Source organism: Synechococcales cyanobacterium CNB (genome assembly GCA_030263455.1).
Classification (GTDB): Bacteria; Planctomycetota; Phycisphaerae; order Phycisphaerales; family UBA1924; genus CAADGN01.
The window spans coordinates 178830-198719 of record SZOZ01000003.1; the positions used below are offsets into that span (position 1 = coordinate 178830).

Genomic DNA, 19890 nt, shown 5'->3' on the forward strand with positions numbered 1-19890 from the left:
ATCCCATGTTGCCTTGACTTCTTCAGCGGACTCACTTCGCATACCCCCTCGGGTGGTCGCGGAACCACGCCCATGCGGTGGAGACGATCTCGTCGATGTCGGTGATCGACGCGGCCCAGCCGAGCTCGGCGCGCATCTTCGAGGGATCGGCGTACAGCGTTGGCGGGTCGCCTTGGCGTCGCGCTCCCTCGCGGACCACGAAGTCGCGGCCCGTGACGCGCCGAACGCTGTCGATCACTTCGCGGACCGAATACCCGCGACCGATGCCGAGGTTGTACGCCCGCTGGTCGCCCGGTCGCAGTGCGTCCATGACGGCGACGTGGGCGTCGATCAGGTCCTCGACGTGGACATAGTCGCGGATGCAGGTGCCGTCGGGGGTCGGGTAGTCGGCGCCGAAGATGGTGACGGCGTCGCGCCGCCCGAGCACGGCCTGCAGAACGACCGGGATCAGGTGCGTCTCGGGGTCGTGGTCCTCTCCGAGCGTGCCCGATCGGTCGCAGCCGGCGACGTTGAAGTACCTGAGCGCGGCGAAGGCGAACGGACGACCCTGCATCGTTGCGGCGTGCGTGGCGTCTCGCAGCACCTGTTCGACGTGGAGTTTGCTCCAGCCGTAGGGGTTGATCGGCCGCTGGGGGCATGACTCGGGGATGGGGATGAACTCGGGGGAAGGCTCGCCGTAGGTCGCGCAGGTGGAGGAAAAGACGAACCGTTCGACCCCAGCGCGCGCACACGCGTCGATGAGCGTGACGGACGCCGAGGTGTTGTTGCGGTAGTAGAGCAGCGGCTCGCCGACCGACTCGCCCACGAGCGCGTAGGCGGCGAAGTGAAGAACGGCGTTCACTTTGTGCTGGGTGAGCAGCGTGTCGAGGGCTGCCGTGTCGCCGACGTCCGCGCGCACGAAGGTCAGGCGCGACGGAGCGATCCGGCTCACGGCGTCGATCGCCGCCTTGTGCCCGCGCGTGAGGTTGTCGAGGGCGAGGACCGTGTGCCCATCGGCCAGCAGACGCCGGACGGCGTGTGACCCGATGTACCCGGCAGCGCCGGTGACGAGCACGTTCATGCGGCCTCCTCGCGGCACGCTGCTGCGGACGGGCGTGCCGTGTCGATGATAGTGCGCCGGGGCCTACGATCGACGCCGAGCCGGAGGAGCGCATGGTCGAGCAACGCATGGACACGACGACACCGGGCGTAGATGCCGCCGCCGAGCCTGCATTGATTCCGCTCACCGCACGCTCGGTTGCCGGCGGCACGCTCATGGGGCTTGCGAACCTCGTGCCGGGCATCAGCGGTGGCACGATGCTCCTCGTGACGGGCATCTACCCGCGGTTCATCGGCGCGATTGCGGAACTGACGACGCTCCGGTTCCGGTTCCGGTCGCTGCTGGTTCTCGGCGCTGTCGCCGTCGCGGCGGGGCTGGCGATCGTGCTCGGAGCGGGGCCTGTGAAGGATATGGTCGTTCATCACCGATGGGCGGCGTACAGCGTGTTCATCGGCCTGACACTCGGAGGAGTGCCTGTCATCTGGACGATGGCGAGGGGGCTGTCCGCGCCGCTCGTGGTGGGTGCGCTTGCCGGTCTCGCGGCGATGATCGCGCTCGCCATGCTCTCCCCGGCCAGCGGTTCGGGCGGGGGGGGGTGGCTCACGCTGTTCATCGCCGGGCTTGCGGGAGCGAGCGCGATGATCCTGCCCGGCGTCAGCGGGGGATACCTTCTGCTAGTTCTGGGCCAGTACGTGCCGATCCTCTCGGCCATCGACGCCGCGCGCGACGCGGTCGCCTCGGGCGACTACGGCGCGGCGGTGGACCCGGTCGTGCGTGTCTTCATCCCGGTCGGTCTCGGTGTCGGTGTCGGCATTGCTGCGGTGAGCAACCTCATCCGCTACCTGCTCCGCCGTTTCGAGAAGCCGACGCTCGGGGTGCTGCTCGGTCTCGTGCTCGGCGCGGTCGTCGGGCTTTGGCCGTTCCAAGAGGGCGTCGAGCCGATTCCGGGTGACGTCATCAAGGGCGTTGTGCAAACCCCCGACACCATCGCAGCGCTCGACATGGCCGACTGGCCCACACGACGCTTTTCGCCGACCGCGCTCCAGGTCGCTGGATCACTCGGCCTGGCTGGTGTCGGATTCGCGGCCACGCTTGCGATCGCCCACATCGGCCGGGAAAAGAAGATATAACCGGCCTGCCGGTTGCGGTGCGCTCTATCCTGATTGCGGCCGGAGGTGGGTTGTGAGCGCGACGGTCGATGGAAGAGTGCGCTTCGGCGGGTGGTCGATCGTGGCTGGCCGCGAGAGTCGGCGGGGAACGGTCGAGTTCCGAGCCTTCGAGCCGGCGGCGGGGCGGGACTCTGAGGAGGTCTATCACGCGGCTTCGCCGGAGGACGTGGACGGAGCGTGCCGCGCGGCGGCCGAGGCGTTCGGGTTCACACGGCGGTCGAGCAGGGAGGAGCGGGCGCGGCTGCTGGAGGGAGCGGCGGAGCGGGTCGAGCGGATGGGGGACGGGCTGCTGGAGTTGGCGTCGCGCGAGACCGGGCTGGACGCGCGGCCGCGGCTGGAGGGGGAGTTGCGGCGGACGGTCTTCACGCTGCGGATGTTCGCGGGCGTGGCGCGCGAGGGGCGCTGGGCGCGGGCGGCGGTTGATCCGGCGGATGCGGCGCGCACGCCGAACCCGCGACCCGAGTTGCGGAGCCTGCTGCGGCCGCTCGGGCCGGTGGCGGTGTTCGGGGCGGGGAACTTCCCGCTCGCGTACTCGACGGCGGGCGGCGACACGGCGTCCGCGCTGGCGGCCGGGTGCCCGGTGATCGTGAAGGGGCACCCCGGACACCCGGGCACAGGCGAGGCGGTGGCGTGGGCGGTCTGCGAGGCGGCGCTCGAGGCGGGGTTCCCGGCGGGGGTCTTCTCGTTCCTGCACGCGGGCGGCGAGCGTGAGATGCAGGTTGGCACGGAGGTCGTGCTGCACCCGGCGGTGCGTGCGGTCGGGTTCACGGGGTCGTTCGGGGGGGGGATGGCGCTGGCGGACCTGGCGCGCGGGCGCGAAGAGCCGATTCCGGTCTTCGCGGAGATGGGGTCGGTGAACCCGGTCTTCGTGCTGCCGGGGGCGATGCGGGACGGAGGGGCGGAGCGGATCGGGGCGATGCTGGCGGCGTCGGTGGCGAACTCGCACGGGCAGATGTGCACGTGCCCGGGGCTGGTGTTCGCCGTTCGGGGGGGGGATGCGGACCGGCTGGTGCGAGCGCTCGCCGAGGGGCTGCGGGCGGCGGGAACGCGGCCGATGCTGGGGCGGCGCGGGTGGGAGGTCTTCGCGCGGCGGATCGGGGAGGTGTCGAGGGTCCCGGGCGTCGAGCGCGTGATCGGCGAGGGCGAGCCGCGCGGGCCGGGGGTGCGGTCCGGCGCGGTCGTGCTGCGGTGCGGGTTGGCGGCGTTGCGGACGAACCCGACGCTGGGCGAGGAGTGCTTCGGGCCGTCCACGATCGTGGTGGAGTGCGCGGGCGTGGAGGAGATGGTCGAGGGCGCGGGGTTGGTGCGGGGTTCGCTGACGGGGGCGATCTTCACGGACGACGCGGAGCGCGGGGAGGCGATCCGGCTGCGCGATGCGCTGGAGCGGCGCGTGGGGCGGCTGATCTTCAACGGCGTGCCGACGGGGGTGGAGGTGAGCGAGGCGATGGTGCACGGCGGGCCGTGGCCGGCGACGAACCAGCCGCACACGACGGCGGTCGGGGCGCGGGCGATCGAACGCTGGTGCCGGCCGGTCTGCTACCAGAACGCGCCGGCGTGGGCGCTGCCGGAGGAAATGCGCGGGCGGGTGCTGGGGGCCTGAAAGGCGCGCCCAAGGAGGGGGCAGAGGGGTTTACGCGGCGAACGCGGCCGCGACGTGAACGATGGCGGCGGCGTAGAGGGCGGCGGCGAGGTCGTCGAGGAGGATGCCCCAGCCGCCGGGGATGCGCTGGAGGGAGTTCGCCGGCCAGGGCTTGAGGATGTCCATGGCGCGGAAGGCGAAGAAGGCGAGCGCGAGGGTGACGATGCCCTGCGCCGGCGCAGCGAACAAGGGGGGGGGTAGGAGGAGTAGGACGAGGGCCATGCCGGCGGTCTCGTCGGCGACGACCTGCGAGGGGTCCTTGCGGCCGAAGCGGGCCTCGGCCTCGTCCGCGCCGGCGATGCACGCGCCGGAGAAGACGAGCAGCATGGCGAGCATGGCGATGGTGTAGACGGGCGTCGTCGCCAGGCCGAGCGCGAGCAGGAGCAGGCCGAGGGCGATGGGCGGGAGGGAGCCCCACGTGCCGGGGGCGGGGCGGAGGTGCCCGAGGCCGAGCGTGGTGGCGAGGGTGAGCGAGATCGTGCGCAGGGGGGGAGATGGCATGGCGAGGTGTCAGGGCTTGCGGGCGGTCAGGTGGAGAAGGTACGGGATGCCGGAGGCGAGCGTGACAGCGACGGTCGCCCAAGCCGCGGCGACGACGACGACGCGGCCCGGTTCGCCGGGTGACCACCGGCCGGAGGCGAGCGTGAGCAGGATGACCGGGACGGCGAGGGACTGGACGATCATCTTCGCCTTGCCGGACCACTCGGCGGAAAAGTCGCCGCCCTCGCCCTCGACCAGGGCGCGGAGCGAGGTGACGAGCAGTTCGCGGGCGAGGATGACGACGGCCATCCAGGGCTGGACGCCGCTGGCCTGGTAGCCGAGGTCGATGCCCTGTGAGCGGGCGAAGGCAGGCCCGGCGAGCACGACGAACGCACCGAGGACGAGCACCTTGTCGGCGAAGGGGTCCATGACACGGCCGAAGCGGGAGATGACCCGCCAGCGGCGGGCGAGGAAGCCGTCGAGGGTGTCGGTGAGCGCGGCGACGACGAAGATGGCGGCCGCGAGGAGGAGCAGCGAGGTGGACCCGGCGTCGCCGATAGAGAGGAGCGCGACGAAGACGCCCGCAAGCACGAGCCGCAGCCAGACGAGGGCGTTGGGGAGGTTGCGCTGAAGGGGCGTGGGCGGCGGGGCTGAGTCAGGGACGGGCACGGGTGCATGGTATGGGAAGAGCAGCAGAACGGCTGTGCTGCGGTTGCTGGTCAGGGGGTCGGGGTTGTTTCACTTTCTTGCGGGACGGCCGTCTCGACCGCCCCGCCTGCGAGATTGTTCAGCGATTCCGATTCCTGCCGTCGAGAAAGCGGTATAGTACTCGTTGACCGATACACACGGGCAACCCGCATGTCGCCTCGGCTTGTCAAACTCTTTGCCCTGCTCCTGCTGGTTGCGCAGGGGGTGGCCGGTGTGGTGCCAGGGCGAGTGCTGTGCATCCCGCTTCCTCATTGCCACGCACATGCGAATGGCGGGTTGGAATACAGCGAATCGCACGCGGGCAGGTATTGCGGGGAGCACGAGCACGGCCCGCTGAGTCTTGCGTCGCACGCGTCTGATGAGTGCGGCTGCCACGTGCACGTGCCGGTGCCGGGCGAACAGCCCCTGCCGGCAGCCCCACGGGGCGAGGTGGTCGACGCGCGTCCGGCGCTGACCCCGGCGGTTGTTGTGCTGCTAGCGCACTGGGCGGGGGACGCGCCGCGCGTGGGCGCGTGCCTGCGTCCGCCGGATTGGAGCGCCACAGGCCAGGTGCGCGCGTTGAAGGCCACGCGGCTGCTGATCTAGCGAGAGCGTTTGGCCCGTCGCGCCCGGACGGATGGCGTCCGGTGCGGCGGCGATGCTGCGCGCTTCGCCGCGGGCTGCGGTGCCCGGGCGGCGGGGCAGATCTCCCTACACATGTGCAAGGTTCGCTGCGGCGCAGGGCTGCGCCCATGCGGCGTGACAGCGCTCTCCGCGCGACAGGGTGGCTATCCGAGTGGAGTCTCGAATGTCTCGATCGTGCAGCACGAGCGACTGTCGGCGCATGCGACTACGCCAGCGCGGGCTCGCGGTGGGCGTGCTCAGCGTGGTGCTCGCGGCTGGGTGCCAGTCGTACGAGCGGCGTCCGCTGGACCTGGCGGGGCACGGGGCGGCGTTTCTCGCACGGGCGCCGGACACCCCCGAGGTGCGCGAGTTCGCGGCGCGTCTCGCGGCGGAGACGGACGGCGCCGGGGCGTTCGACACGTCCGACGGGATCTCGTGCGCCGAGGCCGAGGTGATCGCGCTGGTCTTCAACGGCGAACTGCGGCTGGCACGCCTCCGGGCGGGGGTCACGCGGGCGTCGGCGGAGAACGCCGGGTTGTGGGAGGACCCGACGTTCGGCGTTGACCTTGCGAGGATTCTGGACGGCACGCCCGAGCCATGGAAGGTGTTCGGCAGTCTGGGGGTCACGATCCCGATCTCGGGGCGGCTGGAGTTGGAGAAGTCGCTGGCGGGTGAGGAGCACGCGGCGGAACTGGCCCGCGTTGCCGAGCGGGAGTGGGCGGTGCGGATGGCGGTGCGCCGCGCGTGGGGGGAGTGGTCTGCGCTGGCGGTGCAGGGCGATGCGACGCGTGAGTTCATGGAGCGCATGGATCAGATCCTGGTCGTCGTCGACGCGATGGAACGCGCGGGGGAGATGCCGCGGGCCGAGGCGCGGCTGTTCCGGATCGAGCGGGCGACGAAGGCGCTGGACCTGGCGGCGATCGAGTCGCGGGCGCAGGAGGTGAACCTGCGCCTGCGGGGGCTGATGGGGCTGTCGCCCGCGGCGCCGCTGCGGCTGATGGCAGGGGGGATGGGTTCGGCACATCGGGAAGGGACGGCGAGCGTGGATGACGCTGACTTGGAGCGGCGCAGCCCGGCGGTGCTGGTGGCGAGGACGGAGTACGAGGCCGCGGAGCGGGCGCTCGCGCTCGAGGTGCGAAGGCAGTATCCCGACGTGCACTTGGCGCCCGGGGTCGGGCGTGAAGACGGGCAGGACCAGGTGCTGCTGGGGGTGTCGGTACCGATCCCGCTGGTGAACGCCAACCGCCGGGGGATCGCCGAGGCGCGGGCGCGGCGTGAGGTTGCGCGGTCCGTGGCGGAGACGGCGCTGGAGCAGGCGATCGGGGCGCTGCGGGCGGCGGAGGCGCGGGTGGCGTCGGCGACGCGCCGGCGCGAGGCCCTGGAGTCGGAGGTTGTGCCTCTCGTCGATGCGCAGTACGAGGACGCGCGGCGGATCGCGCGGCTCGGGGAAGTCAACACGCTGGTGCTCCTCGAGAGCCTGAAGCGGCAGCACGAAGCGAAGATCGCGCTGATCGATGCGGCGAGGGATGAGGCGCTCGCGGGCGTCGATCGCGACGAGGTGCTGGGGCCGGCGCCGAATCGTTCATCAGTGCCATCACCCGTTCCCGGCGGCGAAGGCCGCTGATCGAGCTCAAGAGGAATCCATGAACCAGCATCAAGTGCGAATGCTGCTGACGGCCATGCTGGCGTTAACGCTCGGACTGAGCGGGTGCGACCGCGCCGAGGAGAAGCACGCGGCCGATGACGGTCACGCCCACGGCGAGTCGTCGGGGGGCGGCGCTCCGGCGCCGACGAACCGGGTGGACATCCCAGCGCCGGTGCGTCAGAACCTCGGGATCACGTTCGCGAAGGTCGAGTATCGTGACGTCGCGCGGACGCTGCGGGTGGCGGGGCGGTTCGAGTGGCTGCCGACGGCCCGGCGCGAGTATCGCACGCCGCTGGCGGGGCGGGTGGAACTGCTCGTGGCGCAGTACGAGCGGGTGGAGCCGGGCACGGCGCTGTACCGGGTGGATTCGGCGTCATGGCGCGACCTGCACGAGCAGATCGCCGCGGTGCAGGCGCGGGTCGATTCGATGGGGCCGCTGCGTGAGGCCCACCGGCGGCACGAGGAGAGCCTGGCGGAGAAGGTGGCGTTGTGGGAGGCACGCCTGCGACAGCTGGACGAACTGCGGGCGGCGGGCGGGGGCAGCGCCGCGCAGTACACCGAGGCGCGGGCGACGCTGAACGCGACGCAGGCCGAACTGGCTGACGTGATGGAGAAGGAAGCGGAACTGCTGGCGCAGCAGCGCCAGGCCGAGGCGGAGCTGCGGGCGTTGCAGAGCCGCCATGACCTGCTGGTGCGCGGGAGCGCGTGCGCCGACCGGCACGAGGGGCTTGAGCCGGGGAGCGGGTACACGGTGTGCGCGGTCGCGTGGGGCGTGGTGGAGTCGATCGAGATCACACCGGGCGGGCTGGCGGAGGAGAACGGGCTGATCGTGACGCTGGTGCAGCCCGACCAGGTCCGGTTCCGGGCGCGCGCGTTGCAGTCGGACCTGGGACTGTTGCGGGACGGGCTGCCCGCGCGGATCGTGCCCGGGCAGGGCGGGAGCGTGCCGCTGGAGGACGCGATGCGCGGGGTGCTGTTCATCGGGCTCGCAGCGGACGCGGACGAGCGGACGGTCGACCTGATGGTGCAGCCCGAGGCGCTGTCGTCGTGGGCGCGGGCGGGCGTGTTCGGACACCTGGAGATCACGCTTGCGGGCGGGGAGGAGGAACTCGCGATCCCGATGTCGGCGGTGGTGCGCGACGGCGCGACGCCGATCGTTTTCCGGCGCGACCCCGCGAACCCGGACCGGGTGATACGGCTGGAGGCCGACCTGGGCATCGCGGACGGGCGCTGGGTGGTGATCCGCAGCGGGGTGCGGGAGGGCGACGAGGTGGTGCTGGGCGGGAACTACCAGTTGATGCTCGCGACGAGCGGGAACGCGGCCAAGGGCGGGCACTTCCACCCCGACGGCACGTTCCACGAAGGGGAGGACTGATCCGTGCTCGCGCGACTCATCGCCTTCTCGCTCAAGAACTCCTCGCTGGTGATCGTGTCGGCGGGGCTGCTGCTGGTGCTGGCCGGGCTGAAGGTGCGGGAGATGCCCGTGGACGTCTTCCCGGAACTGAACGCGCCGACGGTGGTCGTCATGACCGAGGCGGGCGGGCTGGCGGCGGACGAGGTGGAACTGAACGTGACGTTCCCGATCGAGACGGCGGTGAACGGGCTGCCTGGCACGCGCCGGGTGCGGAGCGCGTCGGCGACGAGCCTGTCGATCGTGTGGGTCGAGTTCGACTGGGGGACGGACATCTATCGCGCGCGGCAGCTGGTGAGCGAGCGGTTGTCGGCGGTGCGCGAGGCGCTGCCGCCCGATGCGCACGCGGAGATCACGCCGGTGACGAGCATCACGGGCGAGATCATGCTGCTGGCGCTTTCGAGCCCGGACGGGTCGGTCAGCCCGCTGGAGATGCGCTCGTTCGCGGAGTTTGAACTGCGGAACAAGGTGCTGGCGGTGCCGGGCGTGGCGCAGGTGGTGGCGATCGGCGGGGAACTGCCGCAGTACCAGGTGAACGTGCGCCAGGACCACCTGGCGCTGTACGGGCTGACCATCTCGGAGGTGGTGGAGGCGGCGCGGAACGCGCACAGCACGGCGAGCGCGGGGTACGTGGCGAACTGGGAGAACCAGGAACTGCCGATCCGCCAGATCGCGCGCGTGACGGGGGTGGAGAGCATCCGGGAGACGCTGGTGGGGGTGCGCGGCGGGGCGCCGGTGACGATCGGCCAGGTGGCGGACGTGCGCCTCGGCCCCGCGCCGAAGCGCGGCACCGGCGCGGACCGCGGGCTGCCGGGGGTGGTGATCAGCGTGCAGAAGACGCCCGGGACCAACACGCTGACGCTGACCGAGGAGGTCGATCGCGTGCTGGACCAGGTGGAGAAGGCGATGCCCGCGGGGCTGGTGCTGAACCGCGATCCGTTCCGGGCGTCGCGGTTCATCGACCGGAGCGTGCACAACGTGGTGAAGGTGCTCGTTGAGGCGAGCGTGATCGTCGCGGTGATCCTGATCCTGTTCCTGATGAACGTGCGGGCGACGTTCGTGACGCTGACGGCGATCCCGCTGTCGCTGGCGGTGGCGGTGCTGATCCTGTGGGCGTGGGGCCTGTCGATCAACGTGATGACGCTGGGCGGACTGGCCGTGGCGATCGGCGAACTGGTCGACGACGCGATCATCGGGGTGGAGAACGTGCTGCGCCGGCTGACGCAGAACGCGTCGCTGGCGGCGGGGGCGCGCCGCGCGTGGGTCGGCGTGATCTACGAGGCGAACCTGGAAATCCGGGCGCCGGTGCTCTTCGCGACGGTGATCATCTGCATGGTGTTCGTGCCGCTGCTCTTCCTGCGGGGGCTGGAGGGGCGGTTCTTCCAGCCGCTGGGCGTCGCGTACATCGTTTCGATCATGGCGTCGCTGCTGGTGGCGCTGACGGTGACGCCCGCGCTGTGCCGGCTGATGTTCCGCGGCTCGTTCGGGCGGTCGGGCGGGCCGGCGGACGGCGCGGGCGGCTCGCCTGGGCACGACGGCTGGCTCGTGCGCCGGCTGAAGGCGTGGTACGAGCCGATGCTGCGGAGGAGCGTGCGGAGCCGCGGCGCGGTGCTGGGGGGCGCGGGCGTGCTGACCGTCGGGTCGCTCGCGCTCGCGTCGACGTTCGGGACGTCGTTCCTCCCGGGGTTCAAGGAGGGGACGTTCACCGTCTTCCTGTTCGCGCCGCCCGGCACGTCGCTCCAGGAGAGCGACCGGGTGGCGGTGGGGATCGAGCGGCAGTTCGCGGGCGTCGAGGGCGTGTCGAGCGTGACGCGGCGCACGGGGCGCGCGGAGCGCGACGAGCACGCCGAGCCGGTGAGCAACTCCGAGATCGAGGTGACCATCTCGCCCGGCGCGAGCCAGGAGGCGGTGCGCGCGGCGCTCGACCGGATCATCGCGAACATCCCGGGCGTCACGACCATGGTGGGCCAGCCCATCGAGCACCGGCTGAGCCACATCCTCTCGGGCACGCCCGCGGCGATCGCGATCAGCGTCTACGGCGACGATCTCGACACGCTGCGCCGGCTGGCGCGGGAGATCGAGGGCGAACTGCGGGCGATTCCCGGCACGCGCGACGTCGCCGCCAACCGGGAGGTGACGATCACCTCGCTGCCCATCCGCTACCGCGCGCAGGACCTGGCGGCGGCGGGGCTGACGCCGGCTTCGGCGGCGCGCCAAGTGCAGCAGGCGCTCTCCGGCGAGCGCGTCGCGGAGGTGAACCTGGGCGTGCGCCGCTACGAGATGGTGGTTCGCCTGGCGGAGGATGAGCGCGAGCGGATCGACCAGATCATGGACCTGCACCTCCGCGGGGTGGGCGGGGCGGTCGTGCGCCTGCGCGAGGTGGCCGACATCGGCCCGGAGAAGACCAGCAACCTGATCACGCGCGAGAACGCGCAGCGGAAGGCGGTCGTCTCGACCAACATCGCCCCGGGGTACAACCTGGGTCAGCTGGTCGCGCAGGTTCGCGCGCGGGTGGACCCGATCGTGCATGCGGCCGGGTACACGGTGCACTACGGGGGGCAGTTCGAGGCGCAGCAGTCGGCGAGCCGCACGATCTACGTGATGGGCGCGGGCGTCGCGGTGTTCATGTTCCTCCTGCTGCAACTCTCCACGGGCACGACCCGGGTGGCGCTGCTGGTGATGCTGAACCTCCCGCTGGCGCTGATCGGCGGGATCGCGGCGATCTACCTCACCGAGAGCCCGTCGCTCGTCGGGAACACGCTGGCGCTGTTCGGGCTGTCGTCGGCGCGGTACGTGGCGCCGGTGATCTCGATCGCGAGCATGGTCGGCTTTGTCACGCTCTTCGGGATCGCGGTGCGCAACGGCATCCTGCTCGTCAACCACTACAACCACCTCCAGCGGCAGGAGGGCGTGCCGATCGGCGACTCGATCATCCAGGGGTCGATGGAGCGGCTGGTGCCGATCCTGATGACCGCGCTCACGGCGCTGCTGGGCCTGCTGCCCCTGGCGCTGGCGAGGGGCAGGCCCGGGAGCGAACTGCTCGCGCCGCTGGCGATCGTCGTCCTGGGCGGGCTGGTCTCGTCGACGTTCCTCAACCTGTTCGTCGTTCCCGCCGGCTACGCGCTGGCGTTCAACGTGAAGCGGCCTCCCCCGGCTCGACCGGGCGTGCTGGCCCGGCTCGTCGCGCGGGTTCGTCGTACGCCCGCGTCCGTGAATCCCTGACCACGGAGATTGCATCATGCAGACCGTTCGAACGTTCGCCCTGGTGTCCGCCGTCGTCATTTCTGCCTGCACGCTCCTGCCCGCCGGCTGCGGGAAGGAGCCGGAGCCCGCCGCGCCGGCCGCGGGAGGAGCGAAGCCCGCGCGGCCCGACGCGCATGCGCACGCCGACGGCGACGCCCATGACCATGCCGACGGCGACGCCCATGACCACGCCGACGATCGCCATCACGGCGAGACGACGCGGTTGGGAGAGCAGACCGTCGGGGGCTTCACGCTGCGTGCGTCGCGCGATGGCGAGATCGTGCCCGGGAAGGAAGCGGCGATCGACGTGTGGGTGACGGGCGGGCCGAAGGTTGTCGCCGTGCGGTTCTGGATCGGCACGCAGGACGGGCGAGGCTCGGTCAAGGCCCGGGCGGAGCTCGAGAAGGACAACTGGCACACGCACGCGGAGGTTCCGTCGCCGCTGCCCGAGGGGAGCAGGCTGTGGGTGGAGGTCGAGGCCGCGGGCGGGGAGATCGTCGTGGCCGGCTTCGATCTCAAACTGAACTGACCCAGGCCGGTCTTTCAATCGGCCGACCTCGACCTTCCGAGGGCATCGCGGCTTGAGCCTGGTGGACTTCCGCTCCGGGATCGGCGAGCAGCGCATGCCTCTGCGGAGGCGCCGGCCGGCTCGGCTGCCCTGTCCGCCGGCCTGGTGTCGTCCTCCCGCTCGTACCGGCGGAACACGACATCGGACCATGTGGCCGCCATGCCGCCGGGCTTCTCCGCTCAACGCCGGGCTTCTCCGGCGTGCGTTCCTTCCGCGCCGGCAAGTGCGGCCGCGCGCTGGGGGTGGTCGGTGCGGATGGCGTACCGCCCGGTGCCGGAGGCGGTGGTGGTGGGGGGGAGAGTGGGGGGAGTGGGGGGAGTGGGGGTGGGGGGGACGGCCCAACCCGTGGAAGCGGAACCCGTGGGCATCGTTCGTTTCTGCGCGCAAGCCCGGAGAGGCGTGGGAACCACACCCCCCTCCCGCGCCCGGTCGGGAAGCCGGCCCGACGGGCCGTGTCAATCCGAGAGTGCTGCGACGCGGTCGGGTTCCTGCCCCTTGGTCCGAAACCCCATTCTGACAGGAACTTGCGCACATGCTTCCGAACGCGAGCCGCCGTGTCCTGCTCGCCCGGGTCGCAAGGCCAAACCGGCCCGTTCTCGCAGGCCACTACTGAAAGGCAGCATGACACGGTTCGCCCCCGTGATCCAGGACGGAACGTGCGAACGGAGTTATTTGCACACGCCGCGGCGGGCGGTCGTGTATGCCGAAAATATGGTGAACAGCCGTGGATTTCACCATAGTCTCGTTATATGCTCGCCTCGACGAACAGCGAGCGGGCGTTCAACGTGATTCGGCACGCGGAGCGCGAGATACGCGGGCAGATTGCAGAGGCTGCAGCGGCCGGCGCATATGAGACCGTCGAGCGGTTGAGCGGCATCGCTCGACGCCTTGCGGAAATGACAGCAGAGGCGACCGCCGCCCCTGTCGCTCTTCCCGTCCACTCATCAAAGACCGCCACCAACACGGAGGAATCGCCGGCGGCAAAGCCAAGGGCACGCGAGGATCGCAAGGCCTTGCGCAAGAAACAGTATCCGCGATTCGAGAAAACCCGAGACACGCTCATCAAGATTGGATGGTCCAAGAAGAGGCGCGATGAGTACGTCCACAAGGCTCCCAAGGCGGGCATCGATGTTGTTGCTAGCCGCGTAACCGAACTTGGCAAGAAAGGTCGTGTGTTCACGAATGAGGAACTGCTCCCAGTGAAGATGGGCGGCGGACAGGGTGAACTGCCCGGCTACCAAGCCTACGTCTGCCTTGCATGGCTAAGGGACATCGGCGCGGTCGAGCAGCACGGCCGCGTGGGCTACTCGGTCAAGGGCAACAACGTCGCCGAAACGGTCAACAAGAGTTGGGAGGCGCTGCCCAATTCACGGCGGTAATCGAGTTGGCGGCTGCAAAGCATGGTGGCCATAAAGACAGGAGAAGACATGACCGCAGCATGGCACTTCGTCAAACACCAGGCCGGGCAACCCATCGTCAACCCTCTCGGGAGCGAGCACTTCGCGGACGCTGACGACGACTGGCGACCTGGCGAGGTGCTGGTGCGCGAGTGCATCCAGAACTCTCTTGACGCACGCTATGACGAGGAGGTCAGCGTCGGCTTCCAGATCCGCAACGCCTCGTCGATGTCCGCCGAGACGGCATCGTTCTGGTTCTCCTCGCTGTGGCCGCATCTTCGATCGCGGGACTGCAGGCTGCCGGACGTTCCCGACGCGCCACGGTCCGGAGGATTCGTTGTCGTCGAGGACTTCGGCACCCGCGGACTCGAAGGGGACGTGCGCCAAGGCGGACTATCGGATTCGGACAACCGCTTCTTCAACTTCTTCCGCGCGGAGGGCTTATCCGGCAACCCCATGAATGGGACGACTGGTGGCAGCTGGGGTGTCGGGAAGAGCGTCTTCAACCGCTGCAGCAGAATCAACTCGTTCCTAGCGCTCACTGGCCGCCGTGCCGATGGAGACGTCGCGCTGATCGGGAAGTCGCTCCTGTGGCATCATCGCACGCTGGACGGACGGGAGTTCCAAGGCCTGGGCCAGTTCGGCGTCAAGGACTCCGCAAGTGAGTTCATGGTGCTTCCCGAAGCGTCAACTGACTTGATCGACCGAATGGTGAGAGACTTCGGGCTGACAAGGCCGATCGACGGATCGACAGCGGAACCCGGTCTCAGCGTTGTGATTCCCTACGCTGACCCAGAGATCACGGCGGAGGGCATCGTTGAGATCGTCATCCGCGAGTACTTTCACCCGATCATCTCGGGACGGCTGCGCGTCCGCGTCAGCGGCATGATCGGGGGTCGGCGGGAGAGCGTCGATCTGCACAGTGACAATCTGTTGGAGCAGGCCGCCCGTCTGAGGCGGCCGGAAGTCACCAATGTTCTCGAACTCGCCAAATGGTCGCTGGGCGACGGTCCGAGGCAGGCGTATGTGCTCAACGAGTCGCCCGCAGGGGAGCCGCCCATGTGGAGCGATGACCTGCTGCGGCCCACCGACCCGAACTTCTCCGACCTGTGTCAGCGCTTTGACCGGGGCGAGCCGGTAGCGATCCGCGTTCCAACCCGAGTCAAGCCTACTGGAACTCAGGCGGAGCGCGCCGCGTTCGTCGTGTACCTGCAACGCGATCTCGTCGGGTCCGGGTATCGCCCAGTTTTCGTTCGCGGGTGCATCGTTGTGCCGAACGCCCGGCAGAGAGCCGTGCGCAACCAGAGCTTGTTTTCGCTGGTGACGATCGAGGAGGGCCCGCTAGCCGTGATGCTGCGAGCCGCCGAGCCTCCCGCGCATACCTACTGGTCTCCGGAGACGGCGAACTTCCGCGGGCGATACGAGCACGGCAGGCAGACCATCGACTTTGTCGTTGGCTCGCCCAAATACCTTGCCGACGCCCTGTCCAACGCGCGGACTGAGCGAGACCTAGATGTGTGGGCAGATTTGTTTCCTTCGCCTGTCTCCGACGGCGACCGAAACGCCGAAGGCAATCGGCGAAAGGGTAAGAAGAAGGGCCCGCCACCGCCACCACCACCACCGCCGCCTCGCCTGAAGCCTTTCAAGATCGAAGAGAGCACCGGCGGCTTCTCAGTCGTGCGCGACAATGTCGCGTCCACGCCCTTGCCTGGAGCGCTCGAAGTGATCGTCGCCTACGACACCAGCCGCGGCAACCCGTTCAAGAAGTACGACCCGGCGGACTTCAAGCTCCAGAAGCTGAAGCGTTCTGCGCGGGACGTGCATGAGGTTGAGTGCGACGACAACATACTCGTGGTTTGTCCATCCTCGGACAACTTCAGGATTGAGATCACGGGGCTCGATATCAATCGCGATCTTGTCGTGAAGGTGCGCACTGTCGACGCCGCAGCGGGGGGTGAGGCATGAGCACGGGAATGCGCAGGCTGAACTACACAAAGCGGCAACGACTCAAGCGCGAGCATGTTGCCATCACAATTCACCAGCCACGGGAGTCCGATCCTCCTGTCATGTCGGCGTCGATCGACCTGACGTCGTATTCGCTACCTTCCGACGCGAACGTGCTGATCGAGGCGTATCGGCACACAGCTTGGCAGCGATTCGAGTTCGGGACGGTGGGTTCAGTTCAGGCGCCGGATAATCGGCAGCTGCGTGACTTCGGTGCTGGAGAAGGTGTGCAGTTCCGTGTCAAGGTGGTCGAGCCGCTCTCTCACGGTGCGACGGCCGCACGGATCCTCGCACAGGCCGACGGCATCAAGCCGAATCAGGACGGTCCGCGCAAGTCACTGCTGCCGCTCGACCCCGACCCGTTGCTCAGGAACGAGGTCTGGCGCCTTGAGATCGACGAGAACGACGGACCGCTCATCAAGGTGAGCACCCATCTGGTGCGTGATCGACTCGCCCTTGCCCGGTCTCCTAGTTTCCTCTCCCTTGTACTGCCCGAGGTCTTTCGGCGTGTGCTGACGTGGGCGCTGGAACACGGGCTGCCTGGTGATGATGAATGGGACACGCCGCGCGGCCGATGGATTCTATTCGGCTGTGGCCTGCTCGGGCAGACCGAGCCACCGGAGAACCTTGATGACCGCGACGAGGGAGCCGATGCCCGAGATGCCTGGATCGAACAGGCCGTGAATCGATTCTGCCGAGCGAACCACATCGACCGTGTCTTCAGTGGTTGGTGGCGGGATGATGCCCCGCGTGCGGCAGGAGGTGCTGCATGAACCTTGTGCGTATCCGACGGCTCAACGAGACTGGGCTCGTCCGCATGGAGGACTTCCTGGACTCCTTCGTGGCGACGCCCGGTCGATCGGTCGATTTCAAGCAGGACATCTGGCCGATCCTGACCGGTCTCGACACCACCTCGCATGCACCGAACGTTGTGCAGGCTGATGCGGATCGCCGCTTTCCGCGCCGGTATGACCTCGCCGAATACCTGTACGGGCTGATCCCCGGCCTCGGACACCAGGACCCAACTCGGGATCGAGGCCTCTGGGCATGGCTGGCGCTGCTGTGGTTCGATCAGCTGGCCCCGGCTACTCGAGGAGCGCGAAAGGTGGGTGAGCGAGCGAGGTGGCTGCCCGAGAGTGGCTGGAAGTACTACAGGCACCTCGTGCTGGGGGCCTATCTGATCTATTTGACCAACCAGGATTGCCCTCAGCGCGCGGCCGCGCTCCTTCACAATCCACCACACACCCCGGGCGAGCTTGTGGGCCAGTTGGCCGCGACTCAGGATGTCGCGCAGTCAAAGGCGGCCATCGGTGCCGCCACCACTCTCTACTACGACTCAGCGAGGGGAACGATGAAGCGTGGTGCTGGCGGAAGCGGTGCCGGCAGCCCGCGGCGATTCCGCACGGTTCTTGATCAACTCGACCGCACGTTCGATCTTCAATCGCTCACAGAGGACCGCTTGCTCGCGCTACTGCCGTCCGAGTTTGATCGATACAAGCAGACGTCGGCACCAACTGCCGATCGAACCAACAGAAGTTGACGCTGGCGTCGAGCCTATTGACGACGCAGCATGAGATCACGTCGCAGACGATCCGACAACGCGACGATGTCCCTTGTCTCGCACTCCCACAAGATCAATACGCGCCAGCCAAGACGGCCGAGTGCCGCCTGGTTTCGACGGTCTCGTAGTCGGTTGCTTCGAAACTTTTCTCGCCAGAATTGCGTGTGTGACTTGGGCATGTATGCGAACCGACATCTGGGATGACGATGCCAGAAGCACCCATGCACGAACACGACCGTCCGCAGCCGGGGAAGCACGATGTCGGGAGATCCGGGAAGCTGCGAATCGTGCAGCCGGAACCTCAGCCCCAGCCTGTGAATGCACGATCGGACGATTCTCTCCGGGCCGGTATCCTTCGACCGGATTCGTCTCATCAAGGCACTTCGATCGGCTCTTGAGAGCGAGTCGCCCACGGCGTCATTTCCATTGTCGAGTGAATCCCTCGTAGACAATCCCTGCAATCTCGCGTGCCAACAACGGCGGCACGGCATTGCCCACCTGCCGGAACTGCTCGGTCCTCGGGCCTTCAAAGAAATAGTTGTCGGGAAAGGTCTGGATGCGCGCGGCCTCGCGTACGGTAAGGCTCCTACACTGCGTCGGATCATAGTGAATGAAGTAGTGACCGTCCTTGGAGATGTGTGAGGTGATTGTTGTCGCGGGAAAGTCGGCCAGCTGCACGCGGAAACGATCATTGAACAAACCGGCTGCGAGCGCCTTCTTGACATTGATGTGGTTGGGCAGAAGTGCCGTCGGGAAGTCCTCGAGGCGTGGCGAAGACTTGCGGACGCTTCCGTACGCCGACACGAACAAGTAGCGGTGGAGGTCATCGGATCGATGCGCACGGCTCTCATGGTTGCAGGCACCGCCGAGCTTCTTGTCGCAGAACCAATCACTTCGGAAGGCGGGGGCGACATCGCACGGAACGAACTGCCCGCCCCTTCCCTTGCGAGGGCTCGTGACGCGGTCTGCCGCATTGGCGATTGCCTCTGCAACGTCCGCATGACCATTGCTGGCGATGTAGTTGTACCAAGGCCTGTCAACCGCCGATTTGACAAATGCCTTCCAGATCTCGGGGCTGTCTGCTTCTCGCGACAGAGCGCTTCGAACCCGTGGCAGGTCGTCGATCGCATCCCGGCAGGAGACTTCTTTGGATCGCGTAGCGAGGCGGCGCGGAAGCCGTATGTTGTTGCCGAAGTCGGACTCGAGAACCCCCAAGAGAATGATCCGGTGGCGCGCCTGCGGAATCCCGTGGCACTCGCATTCGACAACAAACTGCTTTGCGTTGGCAAAATCAGAGAACAGCTGGTCTGCACCGCCCTCGCCGCGCGACAGGGCAAATAGCCTGTACCGAAGCGAGCTTTTCGGCGGACGTTGGAGGTCCTGCACGATCCGTTCAAAAACCCGGGCGCCCGACTCCGATGTCGCGGATAGAAGCCCCTTCACGTTTTCCATGATGAACACGGATGGAGCGTGCTTCGCGAGCAGCCTGAGGTACTCCCTGTAGAGCGTGTGACGTTTGTCACGGTAGAAGGCGGCGGGGTCCTCGCCAAGCATGCGCACTCGGCCGGCGAGGGAGTACGCTTGGCAGGGTGGTCCGCCGACCAGCACCCAGGGGGGGCGCTCACGACGTGGACCGAGCGCCGCGCTGATTCGTCTGTCGACCTCATGCACCACGGCAGGTCGAAGCTCCTCCCGCCATGCTTGAGCCCTTGCACGCCTACCTTCGGCTGGGAACGCATCCAGCAGCGCCTGGCATGTCTTTCCCTTCCACTTGCCTTCACCACGGAGGTACTCGTAGTAGGCCGAGGGGACGCAGCCGGGCTCGAACTGCCTGTAGAAGCTCCGAAGGAGAAGCGTGCGGTGCGCGTACTCGTCCATCTCGATGGACAGCCTGATTTGGAACGGGAGAGATCCCGCAGAAGACCTGAACGCGGAGAATCCCTCTCCTAGGCCGCCCGGGCCTGCGAAGATGTCGATGACCGGAATGCAGTCGCTTTCGGGCACCATTTCACCGTACGAAAACCAGTCCTGCGGGTCAATCCCGCTCGTTCAGGACGAGACGATAGGTCCATGACAGGATACTTCCTGGCATTTGTCGTGAAAACGCGTACCTTGGCCGCGAAGACCCGGCCACGACCTCCCCCGCGGAGCGAGGGGAGGAGGACGCGCGGGAAGGGAGCGTTTGCGGGTGGGGAGGGCGCGCGGGAAGGGAAGGGGTGCGGGGGAGGAGGGGATCGGGTGTTCTGGACCTTCTGATCTGTTCTCCCCGCGCTGTTCGCTCCGCGAACTCCGCGTGCTGCTCCGCGTCCTCCGCGTTCGATCCGCTCCGCGTTCCATTCCGCGCTCTCCGCGTTCCGCTCCGCGGCCTCTGCGTTCGGTCTGGTCGCGTGCGGTTCCTGCGCGGGGGTCCGAGTTGTCCTTCG

Annotated in this window: 16 protein-coding genes; 11 read left to right on the top strand and 5 right to left on the bottom strand. The window is 68.3% G+C overall.

Going from position 1 to position 19890, the window contains the following annotated elements; genetic code table 11:
* Positions 1–31 precede the first annotated feature (31 nt).
* Positions 32–1060, bottom strand: a complete 1029-nt coding sequence (gene galE, locus FBT69_05100; GenBank protein MDL1904178.1) for a UDP-glucose 4-epimerase GalE — start codon at positions 1058–1060, stop codon at positions 32–34.
* Between the two features lie 92 nt (positions 1061–1152).
* On the opposite strand from galE, the gene FBT69_05105 reads away from it, so the two are divergent.
* On the top strand, positions 1153–2169 hold the full coding sequence (locus tag FBT69_05105; protein ID MDL1904179.1) for a DUF368 domain-containing protein: 1017 nt from the start codon (positions 1153–1155) through the stop codon (positions 2167–2169).
* Entirely contained in the window at positions 1988–3808 is a 1821-nt protein-coding gene (locus FBT69_05110; GenBank protein MDL1904180.1) for an aldehyde dehydrogenase (NADP(+)), read from the top strand. Before FBT69_05105 ends, FBT69_05110 begins: the two co-directional genes overlap by 182 nt.
* A gap of 30 nt (positions 3809–3838) precedes the next feature.
* Here the strand turns inward: FBT69_05110 and FBT69_05115 are convergent, their stop codons facing one another.
* Both FBT69_05115 and FBT69_05120 read right to left on the bottom strand, forming a co-directional pair.
* On the bottom strand, positions 3839–4348 hold the full coding sequence (locus tag FBT69_05115) for a phosphatidylglycerophosphatase A (protein MDL1904181.1): 510 nt from the start codon (positions 4346–4348) through the stop codon (positions 3839–3841).
* A 9-nt stretch (positions 4349–4357) separates the two neighbouring features.
* Positions 4358–5050 carry a CDP-diacylglycerol--glycerol-3-phosphate 3-phosphatidyltransferase gene (locus FBT69_05120; GenBank protein ID MDL1904182.1) on the bottom strand — a complete coding sequence of 231 codons (693 nt, stop codon included), beginning with the start codon at positions 5048–5050 and terminating at the stop codon, positions 4358–4360.
* 135 nt (positions 5051–5185) lie between these two features.
* On the opposite strand from FBT69_05120, the gene FBT69_05125 reads away from it, so the two are divergent.
* The 9 genes from FBT69_05125 (at position 5186) to FBT69_05165 (ending at position 17446) form a co-directional block, all read left to right on the top strand.
* Entirely contained in the window at positions 5186–5620 is a 435-nt protein-coding gene (locus FBT69_05125; GenBank protein ID MDL1904183.1) for a hypothetical protein, read from the top strand.
* 202 nt (positions 5621–5822) lie between these two features.
* Entirely contained in the window at positions 5823–7262 is a 1440-nt protein-coding gene (locus tag FBT69_05130) for a TolC family protein (protein ID MDL1904184.1), read from the top strand.
* Between the two features lie 19 nt (positions 7263–7281).
* Positions 7282–8658, top strand: a complete 1377-nt coding sequence (locus tag FBT69_05135) for a hypothetical protein (protein ID MDL1904185.1) — start codon at positions 7282–7284, stop codon at positions 8656–8658.
* 3 nt (positions 8659–8661) lie between these two features.
* Positions 8662–11916 (top strand): efflux RND transporter permease subunit, encoded by a 3255-nt coding sequence (locus FBT69_05140; protein ID MDL1904186.1) that lies wholly within the window; start codon positions 8662–8664, stop codon positions 11914–11916.
* 16 nt (positions 11917–11932) lie between these two features.
* Positions 11933–12466, top strand: coding sequence for a hypothetical protein (locus FBT69_05145; GenBank protein MDL1904187.1), 534 nt, complete (start codon positions 11933–11935; stop codon positions 12464–12466).
* Between the two features lie 788 nt (positions 12467–13254).
* Positions 13255–13884 (top strand): hypothetical protein, encoded by a 630-nt coding sequence (locus tag FBT69_05150; protein MDL1904188.1) that lies wholly within the window; start codon positions 13255–13257, stop codon positions 13882–13884.
* Positions 13885–13932: 48 nt separating this feature from the next.
* On the top strand, positions 13933–15867 hold the full coding sequence (locus tag FBT69_05155; protein ID MDL1904189.1) for a hypothetical protein: 1935 nt from the start codon (positions 13933–13935) through the stop codon (positions 15865–15867).
* On the top strand, positions 15864–16679 hold the full coding sequence (locus FBT69_05160) for a hypothetical protein (protein MDL1904190.1): 816 nt from the start codon (positions 15864–15866) through the stop codon (positions 16677–16679). Before FBT69_05155 ends, FBT69_05160 begins: the two co-directional genes overlap by 4 nt.
* Complete coding sequence (locus tag FBT69_05165; GenBank protein MDL1904191.1) at positions 16676–17446, top strand: hypothetical protein; 771 nt, start codon at positions 16676–16678, stop codon at positions 17444–17446. The genes FBT69_05160 and FBT69_05165 overlap by 4 nt, the downstream gene beginning before the upstream one ends.
* A gap of 14 nt (positions 17447–17460) precedes the next feature.
* Here FBT69_05165 and vsr read toward each other — a convergent pair whose 3' ends face one another.
* Both vsr and FBT69_05175 read right to left on the bottom strand, forming a co-directional pair.
* Entirely contained in the window at positions 17461–17958 is a 498-nt protein-coding gene (gene vsr / locus FBT69_05170) for a DNA mismatch endonuclease Vsr (protein MDL1904192.1), read from the bottom strand.
* On the bottom strand, positions 17885–19474 hold the full coding sequence (locus FBT69_05175; GenBank protein MDL1904193.1) for a DNA cytosine methyltransferase: 1590 nt from the start codon (positions 19472–19474) through the stop codon (positions 17885–17887). Before FBT69_05175 ends, vsr begins: the two co-directional genes overlap by 74 nt.
* Positions 19475–19890 lie beyond the last annotated feature (416 nt).